Origin of the sequence: Streptomyces venezuelae (genome assembly GCF_008642315.1) — a bacterium.
GTDB lineage: Bacteria > Actinomycetota > Actinomycetes > Streptomycetales > Streptomycetaceae > Streptomyces > Streptomyces venezuelae_D.
Window position 1 is genome coordinate 3,133,787 of sequence record NZ_CP029192.1, and the last position, 19,394, is coordinate 3,153,180.

At 71.9% G+C, this 19,394-nt stretch carries 17 protein-coding genes; 5 read left to right on the forward strand and 12 right to left on the reverse strand.

The annotated features are described in order from the left end of the window. Positions 1-154: 154 nt before the first annotated feature. Positions 155-1,630, forward strand: coding sequence for a zinc-dependent metalloprotease (locus DEJ48_RS13180; protein ID WP_150216300.1), 1,476 nt, complete (start codon positions 155-157; stop codon positions 1,628-1,630). Continuing rightward, complete coding sequence (locus DEJ48_RS13185; RefSeq protein ID WP_150216301.1) at positions 1,627-2,151, forward strand: NUDIX hydrolase; 525 nt, start codon at positions 1,627-1,629, stop codon at positions 2,149-2,151. Before DEJ48_RS13180 ends, DEJ48_RS13185 begins: the two co-directional genes overlap by 4 nt. Before the next feature lie 117 nt (positions 2,152-2,268). On the opposite strand, the gene DEJ48_RS13190 is transcribed toward DEJ48_RS13185, so the two are convergent. From DEJ48_RS13190 to DEJ48_RS13205, 4 genes are all read right to left on the reverse strand, one after another. Beyond that, entirely contained in the window at positions 2,269-3,024 is a 756-nt protein-coding gene (locus DEJ48_RS13190) for an AIM24 family protein (protein ID WP_150216302.1), read from the reverse strand. A 16-nt stretch (positions 3,025-3,040) separates the two neighbouring features. Next, the gene (locus tag DEJ48_RS13195; RefSeq protein WP_150216303.1) at positions 3,041-3,721 is read right to left on the reverse strand and encodes an AIM24 family protein; all 681 of its coding nucleotides are present in this window, start codon (positions 3,719-3,721) and stop codon (positions 3,041-3,043) included. 11 nt (positions 3,722-3,732) lie between these two features. Next, positions 3,733-5,412 (reverse strand): TerD family protein, encoded by a 1,680-nt coding sequence (locus DEJ48_RS13200; RefSeq protein ID WP_150216304.1) that lies wholly within the window; start codon positions 5,410-5,412, stop codon positions 3,733-3,735. Between the two features lie 117 nt (positions 5,413-5,529). Then, entirely contained in the window at positions 5,530-6,153 is a 624-nt protein-coding gene (locus DEJ48_RS13205; RefSeq protein ID WP_150216305.1) for a M48 family metallopeptidase, read from the reverse strand. A 203-nt stretch (positions 6,154-6,356) separates the two neighbouring features. Between DEJ48_RS13205 and DEJ48_RS13210 the strand changes: the two genes are divergently transcribed. Then, positions 6,357-7,508 carry a ThiF family adenylyltransferase gene (locus DEJ48_RS13210; protein WP_150216306.1) on the forward strand — a complete coding sequence of 384 codons (1,152 nt, stop codon included), beginning with the start codon at positions 6,357-6,359 and terminating at the stop codon, positions 7,506-7,508. 41 nt (positions 7,509-7,549) lie between these two features. Further along, entirely contained in the window at positions 7,550-8,995 is a 1,446-nt protein-coding gene (locus DEJ48_RS13215; RefSeq protein WP_150216307.1) for an ABC1 kinase family protein, read from the forward strand. A 12-nt stretch (positions 8,996-9,007) separates the two neighbouring features. Here DEJ48_RS13215 and DEJ48_RS13220 read toward each other — a convergent pair whose 3' ends face one another. From DEJ48_RS13220 to DEJ48_RS13240, 5 genes are all read right to left on the reverse strand, one after another. Next, positions 9,008-9,217 carry a hypothetical protein gene (locus DEJ48_RS13220; RefSeq protein ID WP_150216308.1) on the reverse strand — a complete coding sequence of 70 codons (210 nt, stop codon included), beginning with the start codon at positions 9,215-9,217 and terminating at the stop codon, positions 9,008-9,010. A gap of 117 nt (positions 9,218-9,334) precedes the next feature. Continuing rightward, the gene (locus DEJ48_RS13225; RefSeq protein ID WP_150216309.1) at positions 9,335-9,658 is read right to left on the reverse strand and encodes a hypothetical protein; all 324 of its coding nucleotides are present in this window, start codon (positions 9,656-9,658) and stop codon (positions 9,335-9,337) included. Further along, a complete protein-coding gene (locus DEJ48_RS13230; RefSeq protein WP_055565619.1) occupies positions 9,655-10,023 on the reverse strand; it encodes a WhiB family transcriptional regulator in 369 nt (122 codons plus the stop codon). The genes DEJ48_RS13225 and DEJ48_RS13230 overlap by 4 nt, the downstream gene beginning before the upstream one ends. 170 nt (positions 10,024-10,193) lie before the next feature. Then, positions 10,194-10,535 (reverse strand): hypothetical protein, encoded by a 342-nt coding sequence (locus DEJ48_RS13235; RefSeq protein WP_150216310.1) that lies wholly within the window; start codon positions 10,533-10,535, stop codon positions 10,194-10,196. 163 nt (positions 10,536-10,698) lie between these two features. Continuing rightward, positions 10,699-12,987, reverse strand: a complete 2,289-nt coding sequence (locus DEJ48_RS13240; protein WP_317850955.1) for an ATP-dependent DNA helicase UvrD2 — start codon at positions 12,985-12,987, stop codon at positions 10,699-10,701. 69 nt (positions 12,988-13,056) lie between these two features. Between DEJ48_RS13240 and DEJ48_RS13245 the strand changes: the two genes are divergently transcribed. Further along, complete coding sequence (locus DEJ48_RS13245) at positions 13,057-13,296, forward strand: mycoredoxin (RefSeq protein ID WP_150172002.1); 240 nt, start codon at positions 13,057-13,059, stop codon at positions 13,294-13,296. A 28-nt stretch (positions 13,297-13,324) separates the two neighbouring features. On the opposite strand, the gene nudC is transcribed toward DEJ48_RS13245, so the two are convergent. The 3 genes from nudC to DEJ48_RS13260 form a co-directional block, all read right to left on the reverse strand. Then, positions 13,325-14,272: an NAD(+) diphosphatase gene (nudC, locus tag DEJ48_RS13250; RefSeq protein ID WP_190537372.1), complete on the reverse strand. Its 948-nt coding sequence runs from the start codon at positions 14,270-14,272 to the stop codon at positions 13,325-13,327. Between the two features lie 114 nt (positions 14,273-14,386). Beyond that, positions 14,387-15,790 (reverse strand): dipeptidase, encoded by a 1,404-nt coding sequence (locus DEJ48_RS13255; protein WP_150216312.1) that lies wholly within the window; start codon positions 15,788-15,790, stop codon positions 14,387-14,389. Positions 15,791-15,800: 10 nt separating this feature from the next. Next, entirely contained in the window at positions 15,801-19,358 is a 3,558-nt protein-coding gene (locus DEJ48_RS13260; protein ID WP_190537374.1) for an ATP-dependent helicase, read from the reverse strand. Positions 19,359-19,394: the final 36 nt, after the last annotated feature.

The following is a 19,394-nucleotide window of genomic DNA, read 5'->3' on the forward strand; positions in this document are numbered from 1 at the left end:
ATGACGCGTACGTACCAGGTGGCATCCATCCTGCCGCAGGCCATGAGTCGGCGAAGCACCGAGGCCCGATCCCGTCACGGTGTCTACGCTGGGTGGTGTTGTAGGGCAGCCGCCGTCGGAACGAAACCGGCGGCCTGACGAGCCGAGGAATCCCGTGAGTGACACCCCATTCGGATTCGGCCTTCCGCCGGAGGAGCCGGAAGACGGCGACGAGGGCAAGAAGAAGGAATCCCCTGGAGAGGGACAGCGCGGGGGCCAGGGCGCAGGTGGACCCGCGAACCCGTTCGGTTTCGGGGGCTTCCCCGGAGCCGGTGCCGGCGGCCCCGGAGGCGGTGACAACCCGTTCGCCGCGATGTTCGGTTCGATGAACCCGAACGACCTGGGCGCCGCGTTCCAGCAGCTCGGCCAGATGCTCTCGTACGAGGGCGGCCCGGTGAACTGGGACATGGCCAAGGACATCGCCCGCCAGACCGTGTCCCAGGGCACGGCCGACGGCACGAAGGACGCCAGCGTCGGCCCGGCCGAGCGCTCCGCCGTCGAGGAGGCCGTGCGCCTGGCCGACCTGTGGCTGGACGACGCGACGTCGCTGCCGTCCGGGTCCGGCACGGCCGTGGCCTGGAGCAGGGCCGAGTGGGTCGAGGCGACCCTGCCGGTCTGGAAGGAGCTCGTCGATCCGGTCGCCGAGCGCGTCGGCCTGGCCATGGGCGACGTGCTGCCCGAGGAGATGCAGGCCATGGCGGGCCCGCTGATCGGCATGATGCGCTCCATGGGCGGAGCCATGTTCGGCCAGCAGATCGGCCAGGCCGTGGGCGTGCTCGCGGGCGAGGTCGTGGGCTCCACCGACATCGGTCTGCCGCTCGGCCCCTCGGGCAAGGCAGCGCTGCTGCCGGTGAACATCGAGACGTTCGGCAAGGACCTCGGTGTCGACAAGAACGAGGTCCGGCTGTACCTGGCGCTGCGCGAGGCCGCCCACCAGCGGCTCTTCGCCCACGTCCCGTGGCTGCGCTCGCACCTGTTCGGCGCGGTCGAGGGGTACGCGCGCGGGATCAAGGTCGACACGGCCAAGCTGGAGGACGTCGTCGGCCAGCTCGACCCGCAGAACCCCGAGCAGCTGCAGGAGGCGCTCCAGCAGGGCATGTTCCAGCCGGAGGACACCCCGGCCCAGAAGGCCGCGCTGGCCCGTCTGGAGACCGCTCTGGCGCTCGTGGAGGGCTGGGTGGACGCGGTGGTCCACGCCGCCGCGAAGCCGCGTCTGGCGTCCGCCGACGCCCTTCGGGAGACGCTGCGCCGCCGGCGTGCGACGGGCGGCCCCGCGGAGCAGACGTTCGCCACGCTGATCGGCCTCGAGCTGCGCCCGCGCCGTCTGCGGGACGCCTCGCGCCTGTGGGCCTCGCTCACGGACGCGCGCGGTGTCGACGGCCGCGACGGCCTGTGGGAGCACCCGGACATGCTGCCGACGGCCTCCGACCTGGACGACCCGGACGGCTTCGTCCACCGCGAGCAGCTGGACTTCTCCGAGCTGGACAAGATGCTCGGCGAGGCGGCGGGCGGCGGTGCCGCGAAGCCGGACCTCAAGAAGGACTCCGAGGACGACACCGAGGGCGACGGCAAGGGCGACGGCGAGAAGTGAGTCTGTACGACGACACGGTCCTCGTGCTCAAGGGGTACGAGGACCAGCCCGAGCTGCGCCAGGCCTATCTGGACCACCTGGCAGCGCACGGCGACGCCGGAATGTGGAAGTCCTGCACGGACGGCCATGTGACGGCGAGCGCCCTGGTCGTGGACGCGTCCCGCGGGCGCGTCCTGCTGACCCTGCACAGGAAGCTGCGGATGTGGCTTCAGATGGGCGGCCACTGCGAGCCGGGCGACCCGACGCTCGCCGCCGCGGCGCTGCGCGAGGCCACGGAGGAGTCCGGCGTGCCCGGCCTGACGCTGCTCGCGGGCGGCCCCGTCCGCCTGGACCGGCACCCGATCCCGGGCCCGTGCACGCAGCACCTGGACGTGCAGTACGCGGCGCTGGCACCGGCCGACGCGGTCGAGGCGATCAGCGACGAGTCACTGGACCTGCGCTGGTTCGCGTACGACGAGGTGGCGGGAGTGGCGGACGAGTCGGTGGTCCGACTCGTGGAGGCAACGAGGGCACGCCTGTAGGGGCCGTTTCGAGGCGCCCCGAAGGGGCTCTCGAAGGGGCGCGGGGAACTGCGCGACCAGCCACCTACGGCCCGCAGAAAAACCCGCGCCCCTCGGTCACTCCTGCCCGGACAGGGCCTAGCTCCAGACGTTGCCCTGGTTCTGCCCCCGGGCCCCCTGCTGGCCCATCCCGAACTGCGCCCGGGCGCCCTGCCCGATGACCGCGTTCTGCGGCGGCAGCATCTCGCTCGGCTGGACGAGTGCGTAGCCCTGGCCCATGAAGCTGAGCTCCCAGCCCTCGCCGGTGTTGCCGCGGCGCCGCCAGACGCCCGAGGAGTGGGTCTGGGCCTGCATCTGGACGCGGAGGCCGTTGGACCACGCGACGACCGCGTCGGCGTCCGCGTTGACGTACCGCTCCGGCGTGACCTGGAGCATCAGCGGCTGACCCGACGTCATCAGGGCGACCTTGCCGCGACCGGTGATGTTGAGCTGGTACTTGCCGGACCCCGAGATGCCGTACTGGCTGTCGACGGCGATGACCTGGTGGGTCAGCGACGAGTCCATCGCGAGGACGTAGCTGCTGTCCACGGTCAGCCCGTCCTGGTCGACATCCACCACGTGGATGTACTGGGCGAGGTTGGCGAAGTAGACCGTGCCCTGACCGTGGCAGCGCATCAGGTCGAGACCCTCGCCGGTGTGCGCGCGGGCCCGCTGGTTGCCCTGGCTCTGGTACTCGGCGTCGAACTCGATCAGCCCCTGGTAGGCGACCATCGCGCCCTTGCGGGCCAGGACGTCGTCGTGCCCCTCCAGGGCGACCCGCAGCAGCTGCGGGTTCTGGACGGAGTAGCGCTCCTGGGTCTGCTGTTCGGCGTGCGCGAAAAGTGGGCTCTGCATGGTGTGTTGCTCCCCCTCAGCCCCGTGCTCGGAGGCGGTCGGTGCTGTCCTCGCTGGGCTGTACGACGACGATGCCCTCTCCGGAGAAGCCCATCTGGTAGGCCTCGCCGCTGCCGCGCCCGATGAGGGAGCCGGCCTTGAAGCTGCGCTTGCCCTTCACCTTGAGGTTCGGGGACCAGGCGATCAGGGCGTCCGGGTCGACGTACGTCTCGTCGTCGCCGCGGCCGCAGTCGACGACGATCGGCGTGCCGCGGGAGGTCAGCGCGACCCAGCCCTGGCCGGAGATCTTGATGTTCCACAGGCCCTGTCCGGCGAACTTGGCCATGCCCTTGACCCGCTCGACGCCCCACTGGAGGGACGCGTCGAAGGCGAGCAGGTTGGTGCCGTTCACCGAGAGGGAGTCGCCCGCCAGATTGATGAGGACGACATCCGCCCCGTAGTCGGCGAGGTAGAGCAGGCCGTCTCCGGAGCACTTCATCAGGGGCGCGCCCTCGCCGGTCATCCACTCGCGCGCGACCTGACGGACGGCGGGCGGATTAGGCTCGTACTGCACGAACCCTTCGTAGGCGACCATCGAGCCCACGCGCGCGAAGAGGTCGTTGCCGGTCTGCATGGCCACCTTGACCATGTGGTGGCCGTGGTTCTCCATGCGGGCGGCGACGGGTGCGGGGGCGAAGCCCGCGAGTTGCTGATTCATGACGGGCTCCCTCAGACCTCGTACGGCTGGACGACGATGAAATTGCCGGGCGCGCCACGGAACTGGAGGTTCACGCTCTCCCCCGTGGAGCCCGCGTACGCGTTGCTGCGCAGCCTGACCTGGCTGGAGACGATCGCCTGGGCGGCGGCCGACCAGGCGACGACGGCGTGGCAGTCGGCGAACGTCGTCGGCGTGACGGGCAGCACGACGGGCACGCCGTGGGTCTTCACGATGACCGTGCCGGTGCCCTGGAACTGCATGACGAACAGCGCGCCGCCGGGGATGCCGTGGCCCTCGATCCTGCGCACCTCGTGCTGGAGGCTCTCGTCGAAGGCGAGGACGTTCTCCGCGGAGACACAGATCGCGTCGCCCTGGAGTTCGATGGGGTGCAGGTGGGTGGCCTCCTCGGCGAGGAAGACCTGACCGCGGCCCGAGCAGCGCATCAGCTGCATCTCCTGGCCGGTGGCGTTGCCCACGATGCGCCCGGCGAAGCCCGCGCCCTTGTAGCTGAACTCGACCTTGCCCTGGTACAGCACCATGCTGCCCTGGCGGGCCAGGATCGGCTGGTCGGCGACGCCGAGGTCGACGCGGACCAGCTTCTCGTTCTGCTGCGTCCAACGCTGGCCGGTGGGGGCCTCGCGGTACTTCTGGAGGGCCGCGGACACACCGGCGCCCTGGGGCGCCGCGCCCTGCGGGGCGGCGGGCTGGCCGGGGAACTGACCGCCCGGGGGCTGCTGGCCGTAGCCGGGGGGCGGCGGGGCGGTCGGCTGCTGGCCGTACCCAGGGGGCGGCGGCGGTGTCTGCTGCTGGCCGGGGATCTGGCCGAACTGCGGCTGCTGCTGCGGGGGCTGCTGGCCCGGCTGGCCGTACGGCGAGGGGGGCGGCGGGGGTGGCACGGGCCCGCCCGGCGGCTGGTTCAGCGGGGCGACGACGGTCTGCGCCGCGTGCACCGACGGGTCCACCGGGGCGGGCGCCGGGGGCGGGGTGGCACCCTGCGGCGGTGCGAAGTGCTGCGCGGGGGCCGGGGCGGGCGCGGGGGCAGGGGCAGGTGCCTGCGGCGGCGCGGCGGCGGCCGGGGCGCCGAACGCGGGCGGCGCGGTGGCCTGGGCGGGCGGCGCGAAGGAGGGTGCGCCGGCCTGCTGCTGCGGGGCGGCGGGCTCCTCCTCGGCGACCTCGCCGCCGAAGTTGCGCAGGAGTGCCTCGAGACCGCCGTCGAAGCCCTGTCCGATGGCGGCGAAGCGCCAGACGTCCTTCAGGTAGAAGTCGCCCAGCATGACGGCGCGCTCGGTGGAGAACTCCGCGCCCGTGAAGGCGTAGCGCACGACTTCCTCGCCGCCCGCGACGATGCGGATGTACCCGGAGGCGACCTGCGACATCTGTCCGGCGCCGTCGATCGTCGCCGTGAACGAGAGGCGCTGGATCTGCTGCGGGATGCGGTCGAGCGTGACCCGGAAGGACTCGGAGTCGCCCGCCTGGGCACCCAGGAGCTGGATCGACTCCTCGGGCGACTTCGGCTGGTTGAAGAAGATGAAGTAACGGTCGTCCGAGAGCCGCTCGCTCGCGTCCAGGCCGAAGCAACTGATGTCGAACGTCAGTCCCGGCGCCGAGATCTGTACGCCGACGTACAGATCGGTTCCGGCGGTGAGGTCACTGACCTTGGCCTTGTGGCCGCGTTGGAATTCCCTGGCCATACGTAACGACCGTCCCCCATCCCGAATGTGAATACGTCGCGTCAGGCTAACCGCAAAGTCCGACAGCGGGCCAAGCCGGTACAGACCCGCTACACAACTGCGGGATCCGGCGGACGTTCACTCCTCGCGCGCTGCGGGCAGGTGCGGCAGGCGACCGGCCGCGACCACCCCTTCGAGGTACCCCCGGGCGCGCTCGGTGCGGGGGTAGGCCTCCAGGAGGCGCCAGAAGCTGGGGCCGTGGCCGGGGACGAGGAGGTGGGCGAGCTCGTGGACGAGGACGTAGTCCACGACGTACTCGGGCATGCCCTGCAGCCGGTGCGAGAGGCGGATGCTGCCCTCGGCCGGGGTGCAGGAACCCCACCGGGTGTTCTGGTTGGTGACCCAGCGGACCGACTCGGGCCTGGCGCGGCCGGCGAAGTACTGGTCGGAGAGCTGTCCCGCGCGCTCGGCGAGCTCCGCGTCACCGAGGAGCCGCTTGCTCTCCTGGGCCGCGAGCTTGTCGAGCATCACGTTGACCCAGCGCTGCTCCTCCGCCTCGGACATGCGGGCGGGGATGAGGACGACGGTGCGGTCCCCCTCCCGGTACGCGGAGACCGTTCTGCGGCGGCGGGCGCTCCGTCTGACCTCGACCGCGCTGGTCCCCGTGCCGGACGGCGACGGGCTGGTCGTGCTGCGCTGCGGAGCTCCGGCGCGACGCGCCGAGGTCTCCCCAGCGACGCGAGGGGACGGGTCGGCGGGCACGCCCCGACGTTACCCGCTGGGCATGGGGGAAGTCCCGCCTCCGGGACGGTTCGGCGCTGTTCCGCTCCCCGTCTGTTTGATTAGTACGACTAATACCCACCGCCTGTGGACAACGCGACGCGGGGGTTTGGTGAGGCGGGCATTCTGGCATTCGACCGAGCGCGGTGGACGGATCCGCGCCGAGCGGCCGACGGGGGACGACCATGCATCCGATCTTGAAGCCCGCACTGCGGCGCGGCTGGCGGGACCTGAGCACCGTGCAGTTCGGGGTGGCGCCCGCGCACGCCTTGGTGCTCGGCCCGATGGACACGGCGACGGGCAGCTTTCTGACCTTGCTGGACGGCACCCGCGGGGTCCCTCTGCTGCGCGAGGAGGGCCGGCGGATGGGGCTGCCGGACGGGCACGTGGACCGGCTGCTGGGAGAGCTGTCGCGGGCCGGTCTGCTCGACGACTCGACCGGGGGCGGCCCGGCCGCCGATGCGCTGCGCGAGCACGGGGAGACCCTGGATCGGCTGCGCGGGGACGTGGCCTCGCTGTCCCTCCTGTCGCCCGGGCCGGGCGATGCGATTGCGAAGGTGGCGGCGCGCCGAACCACGCGGGTGCAGATCCGGGGCGCGGGCCGGGTGGGCGCCGTGGTGGCCTCGTTGCTGGCGGGCGCGGGGGTCGGGCGTGTCGAGGTGCGGGACGGCGGACAGGTGCAGCCGTGGGACGTCGCGCCGGGCGGGCTGACCGCCGACTCGATCGGCGAGCGCAGGGACACGGCCGCGCGTCGCATGATCCGCCAGGCGTCCCCCGGGCGCCCGCCCCGACGACCCCGGCAGTCCCCGCAGCCCGTCTCCGAGGGGGATGGAGCAGACCTCTCCCTCGTGATCATCGCCCCGAGGGACGGCCTGGATGCGTACGCACCGTTGCCCGCGGCGTCCGACGATCTCCTCGCCTCGGGTACCCCTCACCTCTACGCCGGCGTGATCGAGGGGACGGGCGTGGTCGGCCCCTTGGTCCTGCCGGGGGCGACGGCGTGCGCGGAGTGTCTGTTCCGGCAGCGCGCGGACCGCGATCCCACCTGGCCGCGGATGCTGGCCCAGTGGCGCTCCGGTCACGCGCGCCACGTGCCCGCGTGCGACCTGGCGCTGTCGACCTCGGTCGCCGGTCTCGCGGCGGGACACGCCCTGACCTTCCTCGACGGCAGCCCATCGGCCTGTGCCGGGGTTCGCCAGACGGCCTCCATTCCAGGATTCGAGTGGCTCTCAAGCCCGATTTGGCCGCATCCATCATGCTCTTGTGGGGCGGGCGTGTCCGTTAAGGGGGATCGGCTCACCGCTGCTGAGGAGCCACACGCAACAATGGCCGGGTAACCGCCTGACAAGGCGCGGCTGTCTGGGAATTGGAGGGGCGCATGTCTGATCTTCCCCGGAAGGCGGTAACCCGTACCGCCAAATTGGCCGCGCTGCCACTCGGCTTTGCGGGACGCGCGACCTGGGGGCTGGGCAAGCGGATCGGGGGCAAGTCGGCGGAGATCGTGGGGCGCGAGCTGCAGCAGCGCACGGCCGAGCAGTTGTTCAAGGTCCTCGGGGAGCTCAAGGGCGGCGCCATGAAGTTCGGGCAGGCACTGTCCGTCTTCGAGTCCGCGCTGCCCGAAGAGATCGCCGGACCGTATCGCGCGGCACTGACCAAGCTTCAGGAAGCGGCGCCGCCGATGCCGAGCCGGACCGTGCACTCCGTCCTGGAGGAGCGGCTCGGCGAGGACTGGCGCGACCTGTTCCTCGAGTTCGAGGACAAGCCCGCCGCCGCGGCGTCGATCGGACAGGTGCACCGGGCCGTCTGGACGGACGGCCGGGAGGTCGCGGTCAAGGTGCAGTACCCGGGAGCGGGCGAGGCACTGCTGTCCGACCTCAACCAGCTCAGCCGCTTCGCCCGACTGCTGGGACCGCTGATCCCGGGGATGGACATCAAGCCGCTCATCGCGGAGCTGCGCGACCGCGTGTCGGAAGAGCTGGACTACGGCCTGGAGGCCCAGGCCCAGCAGATCCACGCCGACGAGTTCGCGGACGACCCCGACGTGCTGGTGCCGCAGGTGGTGCACCAGAGCGATCAGGTCCTGGTGACGGAGTGGATGGACGGGACGCCCCTCTCCGAGGTGATCGCGGAGGGCACGGAGGAACAGCGCGACCAAGCGGGTCAGCTCCTGGCCCGCTTCCTCTTCTCCGGTCCCGCCCGCACGGGCCTGCTGCACGCCGACCCGCACCCCGGCAACTTCCGGCTGCTGTTCGACGAGAAAGCGGGGTATCGCCTCGGGGTGCTCGACTTCGGCACGGTCGACCGGCTGCCGGACGGACTGCCCCCGACCATCGGGACGTCCCTGCGGATGACGCTGGAGGGCGAGGCCGACGCGGTCTACGACATGTTGCGCGAGGAGAACTTCGTCAAGGAGTCCGTCGACCTCGAACCGCAGGCGGTGCTCGACTATCTGGTGCCGATCATCGAGCCCACGGCGGTCGAGGAGTTCACCTTCACCCGCGCCTGGATGCGCAAGCATGCGGCCCGGCTGGCCGACGTCCGCTCCCCCGCCTACCAGTTGGGCCGGTACCTGAACCTGCCGCCCGCCTATCTGCTGATACACCGCGTGACGATCAGCACGATCGGCGTGCTGTGTCAGCTGGGTGCGACGGTGCGGATGCGGGACGAGCTGGAGGAGTGGCTGCCCGGCTTCGTGGAGGAGCCGGAGGAGACCGAGGAGCTGGAAGCGACCGAGGAGTCGGAAGAGGCCGAGGAGCTCGAAGCAGGCGTGGCGGTCGAAGCGGTCGGGGCCGTCGAGGACAGCGGCGCGGTGATGAAGGCCTGACCTCCGGGGGGCTCACCACCAGTCGGAGTCGAGGCGTCCTTCGATGGCTCTGATGTTGGCCCGGGCGCAGGCATCGCAGAAGTAGTGACGGACGCCGTTCTCCACGGAGCAGGTCCAGGTCGGCGGCGTGCCCTCGGCGATCGTGCCGCAGCGGGAGCACACGAGCTGCTCCGGCGTCGGGTCCGGCCCCGGCTCCGAGGGCCTGCGGTTCTGCTGTTCCACCCGGCGACCATATCGCCGCGCGGGAGAGTTCGGTGCGTACAACGCACTGCGGGGGACGGTCCGTTCGGACCGTCCCCCGCGTTCATCTGTGGTGGTGGCTGAGCGCCTTCGCGGTTCTTACTGCATGACCGCTATGGCGAGCGCGCGCCGGGCACGCAGCGAGGCGCGCTCCGCGCGGCGCTGCATGCGGCGGGCCGCCATCAGACGCTCGGCCGGGCGTTGAGCCTCGGCTTCACGCAGGCGTTCGTGCATATGCGCACGAGCCATGGCTTCGGGGCTGAGTTGCATCTTTCGGATCCTGTTCTGACGCGGAACGTACGCGCCGGTGGTGAGGAAGTCTGGGGTGGCGGTGCCTGCCGGCTCGCTGGTGGCTGCCTTCATCGGGGCCTGCTTCTTGGGGTCGTGCGTGAGGGGGCGGTCGATGGTTCCGGCGGTGTTCATGCGACGACCGGGTTCTTGCGCGGGCGACCACGGGGCCGCTTGCGGGCAACGACGACGCCCTGGACGAACAGCTCGCCGCCCCAGACACCCCACGGCTCACGCCGCTCCTTGGCGCCCGCGAGGCAGGCCTCCATCAGCGGGCAGGTGCGGCAGAGGGACTTGGCGTACTCGACGTCGGCCGGCGACTCCGCGAAGAAGACCTCCGGGTCGTAGGCACGGCAGGGGACGGGTACGCCGAGGTTCTCGATGGCGTCGTCGAGCGCGGTGAGCGCGGTGAGGGGAGTCAAGGTCGGGTCCTCCGTGGGTGCGGGCGGGGGGAGCGTCTGTGAAGGCGGTACGGACGGGGCGTGCGCTTCGAGTTGCACGGTGGTGTTTTCCTCGTCTGGTCGTGCCGGCCTGGGTCGGCCGGTTGGCGGCTGGTACCGGGTCTTGCTGTCGGCCCCTTCGCTCCGTTCTCCCTGTTCTGGGGAAAACAGAAGGGCCGCGGATCCCGGGTGGGGTTCCGCGGCCCTGAAGGCGCCGGTCTGATCGAGGATCAGACTGGATCACTCCAGGGTTCGAGCCCACGGAAGGCCCACATCGTGTGGTGCTGCGTCGTCTGCTTCCGGAATCCGGCACCGGCTGCCGCAAAGGCATAGGCCTTGGCCTGTGCCTCCGCTACTGCTGCTTCCGGTGCCTTGGTCGGTCGCTCATTGCCCTCATTGGCCTCGCGGACGGGAAGACCGGCGAGAGGCAGGGAGGGAGACATCGGACGGACGGCGGGGATGCCGCCGGACAGACCGGTGCCCTGGTTCGAGAAGCCGAGCAGGCAGGAAGCGACGACCGAGCGATCGGTCATTTTCGCGGTGCTGATGAAGCTCTCGTTGATGCTGATCACTGGAATTCGCCTCCTCTCGGCGTCTAGGGGATCGGCCGGAACCGGTCCTGCGGACTGTCAAGTACAGCACGGAACCCCGGCTTCGGAGAAGCCGCTGTTTCCGTGTTAAGAACCTATGGGTCTTCCTTGCGCATGCGCAAACTATTTTTTCGACGAGTTTGAATCACTCGTCCTCGGCGCCCCTTACACGGTCCTGACCTGCACAGATGGCGAGTACCTCGGCGCCGAAGCGGTGGAACTTGCGGACGCCGACGCCGGGGATGCGTGCCAGCTCGCCCTCGTCCTCGGGCACCGCCTCCGCGATGGCGATCAAGGTTTTGTCCGTGAAGACGCAGTAGGCGGGCTGTCCCAGCTCCCTCGCCTGGCCGGATCGCCACTCCCGCAACCGTTCGTAGAGACCTTCGTCCATGTCGGACGGGCAGTCCTCGCAGCGCATGAGCTTCATCTCACCCGCCTCGGTCAGGGTCCGTCCGCAGACCCGGCAGCGGGCGGGCGTGCGGCTCTTGCGCTGCCGTCGTCCCGCGGCCGGACCCGCGGTCCCTCCGCTGCCGCGCTCGACACCGCCGGGGCCGCCGCCCGCGGCGCGGGCTGCCGCGCCCGCTCCGGAGCCCGGCCGCAGTCCGTCGAGGAAGCGGCTGGGGCGCCGGCTGGGACGGCCGCCCGGAGAGCGGGAGAGGGCCCAAGAAAGGGAGAGGTGGACGCGGGCGCGGGTCACTCCCACATAGAGGAGGCGGCGCTCCTCCTCGATCTGCTCGTCCGTCTTCGCGTAGGTGATCGGCATCATGCCTTCGGCGAGGCCCACGAGGAACACGGCGTCCCACTCCAGGCCCTTGGCCGCGTGCAGCGAGGCCAGGGTGACGCCCTCGACGGTGGGCGCGTGCTGGGCGTTCGCCCGCTCGTCGAGCTCCGCCACGAGGTCGGCGAGGGTCGCCTCCGGTCTGGCCCGCGCGAAGTCCTCGGCGAGCCGCACCAGCGCCGCAAGCGACTCCCAGCGGTCACGCACCGCCCCGGACCCCGCCGGGGGCTCGGTCGTCCACCCCTTGGTGGAGAGCACGGCCCGCACCTGCGAGGGCAGGTCGACCACGTCGTCCAGGAGCGCGTCGTTGCCCCCGAAGCGGGCGGCGCCGCGCAGGGCCGCTCCCGCCTCGCGCACCTCCGTGCGCTCGAAGAAGCGCTCGGCGCCCCGCAGCTGGTAGGGCACGTTCGCGTCGGCGAGCGCCTGTTCGTAGATCTCCGACTGCGAGTTCGTGCGGAACAGGACCGCGATCTCGCTGGCGGGGACGCCGTCGGCGAGGAGGGCGCGGATGCGGCGGGCGGCGCCTTCGGCCTCGGCGGGCTCGTCCACGTACTCCGTATAGAACGGTTCGGGTCCGGCGTCGCGCTGCGAGACCAGTTCCAGGCGGTGGTCGGCGGCGCGGCCGCGGGCCTGGGAGAGCAGGCCGTTGGCGAGGTGGACGACCTGGGGGGTCGAGCGGTAGTCACGGACCAGCTTGACCACCGTGGCCCCCGGGTGGCGGGTGCGGAAGTTCAGCAGGTGGTCGGGGGTGGCTCCGGTGAACGAGTAGATCGTCTGGCTGGCGTCGCCGACGACGCAGAGGCTGTCGCGGTCGCCGAGCCAGAGCTCCAGGAGGCGCTGCTGCAGGGGGCTCACGTCCTGGTACTCGTCCACCACGAAGTGCTGGTACTGGGCGCGGATCTGTTCGGCAATGTCGTGGCGGTCCTGGAGGATGCCGACGGCGAGCAGCAGCACGTCCTCGAAGTCGATGACGGCACGGTCGCGCTTCAGGTCTTCGTACGCCGCGTAGAGCTGGGCGATCTCGGCCGGGTCGCGGGGGACGTCGCGGCCCGACTTCGCGGCCGCTGCCGCGTAGTCCGCGGGGACGGTCTGGGTGACCTTGGACCATTCGATCTCGCTGGTGAGGTCGCGCAGCTCGTTGCGGTCCAGGCGGATGCGGCAGGCCGCGGCCGCGTCGGCGACGAGCTTGATCTTGCGGTCGACGATCCGGGGCAGCGGGCCACCGACTGCTTTCGGCCAGAAGAACTGGAGCTGGCGCAGGGCCGCGGAGTGGAAGGTGCGGGCCTGGACGCCGGAGGCGCCGAGCTGGCGGAGGCGGCCGCGCATCTCTCCGGCCGCGCGGTTGGTGAAGGTGACGGCGAGCACGCTGGCGGGCTGCAGCATGCCGGCCCGCACTCCATAGGCGATCCGGTGGGTGATCGCCCGTGTCTTTCCGGTGCCGGCACCGGCGAGGACGCACACCGGCCCGTGCAGAGCGGCGGCGACCTCGCGCTGCTCCGGGTCGAGCCCGTCGAGCACCGCGTCGGGAGAGTCCGGGACCTGCGGGAAGAGGGTGGAGTGCGTTGCTGATGTCACCCAGCCAGCTTGCCAGGTCTCCGGGGGCGGGTGAGCCCGTTGTCCACAGGGAGGCGGAGCCGGTCGTACTAATGCGGGAATGGTGGCCGGGTCGCGTACGTTCGACCCATTGCGATGACGCACCCCGAGCAACGAAGGAGCACACGAGACATGCCGGGCACTGTGACGATGTACAGCACCACGTGGTGCGGCTACTGCCGCCGCCTCAAGGGTCAGATGGACCGCGAGGGCATCGCCTACACCGAGATCAACATCGAGCAGGACCCGGACTCGGCGGCCTTCGTCGAGAAGGCGAACGGCGGAAACCAGACGGTCCCCACCGTTCTCTTCCCGGACGGCTCGACCCTCACGAACCCCTCGCTGGCCCAGGTCAAGCAGAAGCTGGCCTGAGGCAGGGCACCCACGGTGCGGGCGGGGCTCAGCCCACGGTCCCCGGCTTCGGCAGGGGCTTCCCGTACCAGAGCTCGATCAGCCGGGCCGCAATCGAGATGCCGTAGGGAGGCAGGACCTCCCCGGACTCGAATGCGGCCCGCAGGTCTTCCCGGGAGAACCAGCGGGCCTCGTGGATCTCCTCGCCGTCCACGTTGATCTCGGAGGAGGTCGCGTCGGCCATGAATCCCAGCATGAGGCTGGAGGGGAAGGGCCAGGGCTGGCTCGCGACGTACTCGACGTCGCCGACCGTGACGCCCGCCTCCTCGAAGACCTCGCGCCGCACCGACTGCTCGATGGACTCCCCCGGCTCGACGAAGCCCGCGAGCGTCGAGAAGCGGCCCTCGGGCCAGTGCACCTGGCGGCCGAGGAGGATGCGGTCCTCGCTGTCCCTGACCGCCATGATCACGGCGGGGTCCGTGCGGGGGTAGTGCTCGGCGCCACAGGCCTGGCAGCGGCGGATGTGGCCGGCCGCCGCGATGACGGTGCGCTCGCCGCAGCGCGAGCAGAAGCGGTGCAGGCGCTGCCAGTTCTCCAGGGCCACGGCGTGCACCATGAGGCCCGCGTCGCGGGGCGGCAGCAGCAGGCCCGCCTCGCGCAGTCCGGCGGGGCGCGCCGACTGGTCCATGCGGCCCGGCAGGGTGTCCTTCTGAAGTGCGAAGTAGCTGACGCCGTCGTCGTCCGTGCCGAGGAAGTAGCGGTGCTCCTCGGTGAGGGGCGCTTCGAAGGAGGGCGTCATCACCAGTTCGGTGTGTCCCTCGGGTGTCTCGTCGATGAGCACCTGACCGCCGGAGACCACGAAGACCCGGGTGGTGGGGTGGCTCCAGGCGGCGGCGAGCCACGCCTCGTCCATGCGGTGGTGCGCGGCGCGGTCGATGCCGCTCGGCGCGGTCAGCGAGACGGGCCGGTCTGCGGTGCGGTCGGTCCAGGTGGTCACAGGTGCTTCCAACTCCCCCGATGGAATGGGTGGTTCAGCAGGGCGTGCGGCAGGACGTGCGGCGATGTGCGGGGCGGGGTGCGGGGCGTGGCGTGCTCGGTGGCGCCGCGGGTCTCAGCGTGCATCCCGCCAGTTCTCCGCGAGGTCGCCCCAGAGGTACGCCGTCGTCTCGACGCCCTTGAGCAACAGATCGATCTCGACCTTCTCGTTCGGCGCGTGCCAGCCGTCGGAGGGGACGGAGATGCCGAGGAAGAGCACGGGCGCCCCGAGGACGTCCTGGAGGTCGGCCGCGGGTCCCGAGCCGCCCTCGCGCGTGAAGCGGATCTTCTGCTCGAAGGCGCGGCCCATCGCGCGGACGACGGACTGCAGGGCGGGGTGGTCGAGCGGGGTCAGGCACGGGCGGGTGGCTCCGCCGAAGGTGACCGTGTGACGGATTCCGGCGGGGATGCGGTCGGCGGCCCAGGTGCGGACGGCCTGCTCCACGTGGGCCGGGTCCTGTCCCGCGACCAGCCGGAAGGAGAGCTTCACCAGGGCGGACAACGGAATGATCGTCTTGCTGCCCACGCCTTGGTAGCCGCCGCCGATGCCGTTGACCTCGGCGGTGGGGCGGGCCCATATCCGCTCCAGGGTGGTGTGTCCCGCCTCACCGTGGGTCGCGTGCGACTTGGCGGTGTGCAGCCAGCGGCCCTCGTCGAAGGGCAGCTCGGCGAAGAGCTCGCGCTCGCGGTCGGTGAGTTCCGTGATGCCTTCGTAGAAGCCGGGGACCGCCACGCGCCCGTGCTCGTCGTGAAGGGCGGCGACGAGGCGGGCGACCTCGGTGGCGGGGTTCGGCACGGCGCCGCCGAAGGAGCCCGAGTGGATGTCCTGGTCGGGGCCGTGCAGGGCGATCTCGCACTCGGCGAGGCCCCGCATGCCCGTGCAGACGGTCGGGGTGTCCTCGGACCACATGCCGGTATCGGAGACGATCACTGCGTCGGCGGCGATGCGGTCCTTGTGAGCCTCGATGAGCGCGCGGAAGTTCGGGGAGCCGGACTCCTCCTCGCCCTCGACGAGCAGCTTGAGGTGGACCGCGGGCGTCGTGCGGCCGGTGGCGGCGAGGTGGGCGCGGACGCCGAGGGTGTGGAAGAACACCTGTCCCTTGTCGTCGGCCGCTCCGCGCGCGTGGAGGCGGTTTCCCCGGACGACGGGCTCGAAGGGGTCGGTGTCCCAGCCGTCCTCGCGGGCGGCGGGCTGGACGTCGTGGTGGCCGTAGACCAGGACGGTGGGGGCGTCCGGGTCGTCGGAGGGCCACTCGGCGAAGACGGCGGGCGCGCCGGGCGTCTCCCAGACCTCCGTGGTCGGGAAGCCGGTCTCCTTGAGGGCCGCGGCGAGCCAGTCCGCGCTGCGGCGCACGTCCCCGGCGTGGTCGGGCTGCGCCGACACGGACGGGATGCGCAGCCACTCGGAGAGGTGGTCGAGGAAGGCGGCGCGGTGGTTCTCGATGTACGTGCGGACGGCGCTGTCCGGTGTCTCGCTCATGGTCACGAGCCTATCCGCCATCCGGGGCGGGCTCGTCCCGCGGCTCGTCGGCCGGGGCCCCTGCCGGTTCCTCCAGGAGGAGGCGTTCGAGCTCGGCGCGGCCCGGCAGGTTCCTGGGGCGTGCGGTCTCCCCGCTGCGTACGTAGAGGAAGGCGGCCTTGACCGACTCCAGGGGGACACCCTGCTGCTCGGCCCAGGCGAGCCGGTAGACGGCGAGCTGGAGGGGGTCCGCGGTGCGGGTGCGGCTGGTCTTCCAGTCGACGATCTCGTACGACGCGTCGGCGCCGTCGCCTTCCTTGTAGACGGCGTCGATGCGTCCTCTGATGACGCGGCCCGCGATCACGAACTGGAAGGGGACTTCGACGCGGTGAGGCGCCCGGTGGGCGTACTCGGTGCGTTCGAAGGCTTCCTTGAGGCCTTCGAGGTCGCGCTCGTCGGCGATCTCGGCCTCGTCGGGGGCGCCGCCCGGCAGGTCCTCCGGGGAGAGCATCGGCAGCGGGAGCTCTTCGAAGCGCGACTCGATCCAGGCGTGGAAGCGGGTGCCGCGGCGGGCCGCGGGCTGCGGCGGGCGCGGCATGGGCCGGGCGAGGTCCCGTGCGAAGCCGTCCGGGTCGGCGGCCAGGCGCATCAGCTCGGACGCGGTGAGCGAGGGCGGCACAGGGACGTCCCTGACGGCTTCACGGGCCCGCAGGAGCTCCCCGGTCAGGGCGTCCAGGTCGCGGTCCCAGGAGGCCAGGGTGCGGGCCTCCTCCGGGGTGAGCGAGGGGCCGGGGGCCTGCGGGGGTTCCTCCGCGGCGGGGTGGGGGCGGGCGTCGGGGCGGGGTGCGGGGAGCTTCACGTGCGCGGGCGCGGGGTCGGGGTGCTCCGCGGGGTGCGGGACCGCGGGGCGCTCCGTCGCCAGGGACTCCCAGTCCTCTTCGTAAGGGCCCTCTTCGTAGAGACCCTCTTCGTCCTCGGGAGGGGGTGGCCATTCGGGGTCGTCGGCGGGGGGCACGTCGTCGTGCGACGACGGGTGGGCCTCTTCGTGGGAGCGGGCGGGCTCCGGTGCGCCGTCTCCCGTCACACGGTCGAGGTGGGCGAGGACCGTCTGTGCGGCGGCCCTGCGGCGGGCCAGGGAGGCGTCGTCCAGCGGGAGCGGCCACGCCTGGTCGGCGGTCGCCTCCTGGAGGGCGGGGTTCTCCTCGTCCTCGGCCGGTGCGTCGGCCCAGGCCTCGATCTCGCCGTGGCCCACCGCGCAGTGGTCGTACAGCGCCTGGAGGAAGTCGGAGGGGCCGCGCGGCTTCTTCTGGGTGGGGCCCCACCAGTGGCCGGAGCCGAGGAGGAGGGAGCGGGGGCGGGTGAACGTCACGTACCCGAGGCGGAGCTCCTCGATGCGCTGGTGTTCCTTCATCGCCTCGTGGAAGGCCTTCATGCCCTTCGCGTCCCACGTGTCGACGTCGGGCAGCGTGGCCCTGTCGCCGCGCAGCTCGTGCGGGACGACCTTGGCCTGTGCGGTCCACTTCTCGCGTCCCTGCGCGCTCGGGAAGGTGCCGTTGACGAGACCGGGCACCGCGACGACGTCCCACTCCAAGCCCTTGGACCGGTGGGCGGTGAGCACCTTGACGGTGTTCTCGCCGCCCGGCAGGGCGTTGTCGAGGCCCTTCTCGTACTGGGCGGCGGTGCGCAGGAAGCCGAGGAAGGCGAGGAGCGTCGCGCCGCTGTCGTTCGCGGCGAAGGAGGCGGCGACGTCCAGGAAGTTGGAGAGCGTCTCGCGGCGGCGGGCCGCGAGGGCGCCCGGGGACGCGGAGAGCTCGACCTCCAGGCCGGTCACGGCGAGCACGCGGTGCAGCACGTCCATCAGCGGGTCGGCCAGCGACCGGCGCAGCTCGCGCAGTTCGGCGGCGAGCCGGGCGAAGCGCACCCGGGCGTCCGCCGAGAAGGGCAGGCCGTCGTCCGCTCCGGAGGCGTCGTCCGGGTCGAGCGGTGACTCCAGGAAGGTGTCCAGGGCGTCCGCGAGCGATATCACCTCGGCCGGGTCGACCCCCTCGACGGCTTCGGCGAGGCGGCGGTCCGGGTCGTCGGGGGCGGCGTGCCCCGGCCGTACGAGGAGGCGGGCGCGGCGGCCCAGGAGGGCGAGGTCGCGGGCGCCGATCCGCCAGCGGGGGCCGGTGAGGAGCCGCACCAGGGATGCGTTCGCCCCGGGGTCCTGGAGGACCTCGCAGACGGCGACGAGGTCGGCGACCTCCGGGAGGTGCAGCAGCCCGGAGAGGCCGACGACCTCCACGGGGATGTCGCGGGCGACGAGGGCGGCCTGGATCTCGGCGAAGTCCGTGGCCGTGCGGCACAGGACCGCGATCTCGCCGGGCGCCTTGCCGGTGCGGACGAGGTGGGCGATCGAGTCGCCGAGCCAGTCGATCTCCTCGGCGTGCGTGCGCAGCAGGGCACAGCGCACGACGCCGTCCCGCTCGGCGCCCGGGGCGGGCCGCAGCGCCTCCACGCCCGCGTGCATGGCGCGCAGGGGCTCCGCGAGGCCGTTGGCGAGGTCCAGGAGGCGGCCGCCGCTGCGGCGGTTCTCGCTGAGCGCGTGGCGGGCTGCGGGGCGGCCGTCGGCGTGCGCGAAGTGGTCGGGGAAGTCGTCGAGGTTCGCGACCGAGGCACCGCGCCAGCCGTAGATGGCCTGGCAGGGGTCGCCGACCGCGGTCACCGGGTGCCCCGTGCCGCCGCCGAAGAGTCCGGAGAGGAGGATGCGCTGGGCGACCGACGTGTCCTGGTACTCGTCGAGGAGGACGACGCGGAATTCGTCACGGAGGATCTCGCCGACCTCCGCGCGGGTGTCGGCGAGCGTCGCGGAGAGGGCGATCTGGTCGCCGAAGTCGAGGAGGTCGCGTGAGCGCTTCGCCGCGCGGTAGCGACCGACGAGCTCGGCCAGTTCGAGCCGGGCCGCCGCCGCCTCGGGGGCCTTGCGCAGGTCGGCGTTGGAGAGCTTCACGCCGTCGAGGACGTGCAGGAGCTCGGTGTCGTACGCGCGGAGCCTCTCGGGGCGCACCAAATGCTCGGCGAGCTCACTGTCGAGGGCGAGGAGGTCGCTGACGAGGTCGGGGAAGGAGCGGGTGAGCGCGGGGTACGGCCCGGGGGCCTCGCGGAGCACGCGCGCGGCGAGCTGGAAGCGGGTGGCGTCGGCGAGGAGGCGGGAGGTGGGCTCCAGGCCGATGCGCAGGCCGTGGTCGGTCAGGAGGCGGCCCGCGAACGCGTGGTACGTGGAGATGACGGGCTCGCCCGGCGGGTTGTCCGGGTCGACCGCGTCGGGGTCGGTGACGCCGGCCTTGACGAGCGCGTGGCGCACGCGCTCGGCGAGCTCACCCGCCGCCTTGTTCGTGAACGTCAGACCGAGGACCTGCTCGGGGGCGACCTGTCCGGTGCCGACCAGCCACACCACGCGGGCGGCCATCACCGTCGTCTTGCCCGAGCCGGCTCCGGCCACGATCACCTGCGGGGCCGGCGGCGCGATGATGCAGGCCGTCTGCTCCGGGGTGAAGGGGATCCCGAGGAGCTCCTTGAGCTGCTCGGGATCGGTGATGCGAGGTGACACATCAGAGAGGCTAGCGGTGGCCACTGACATCCGGGA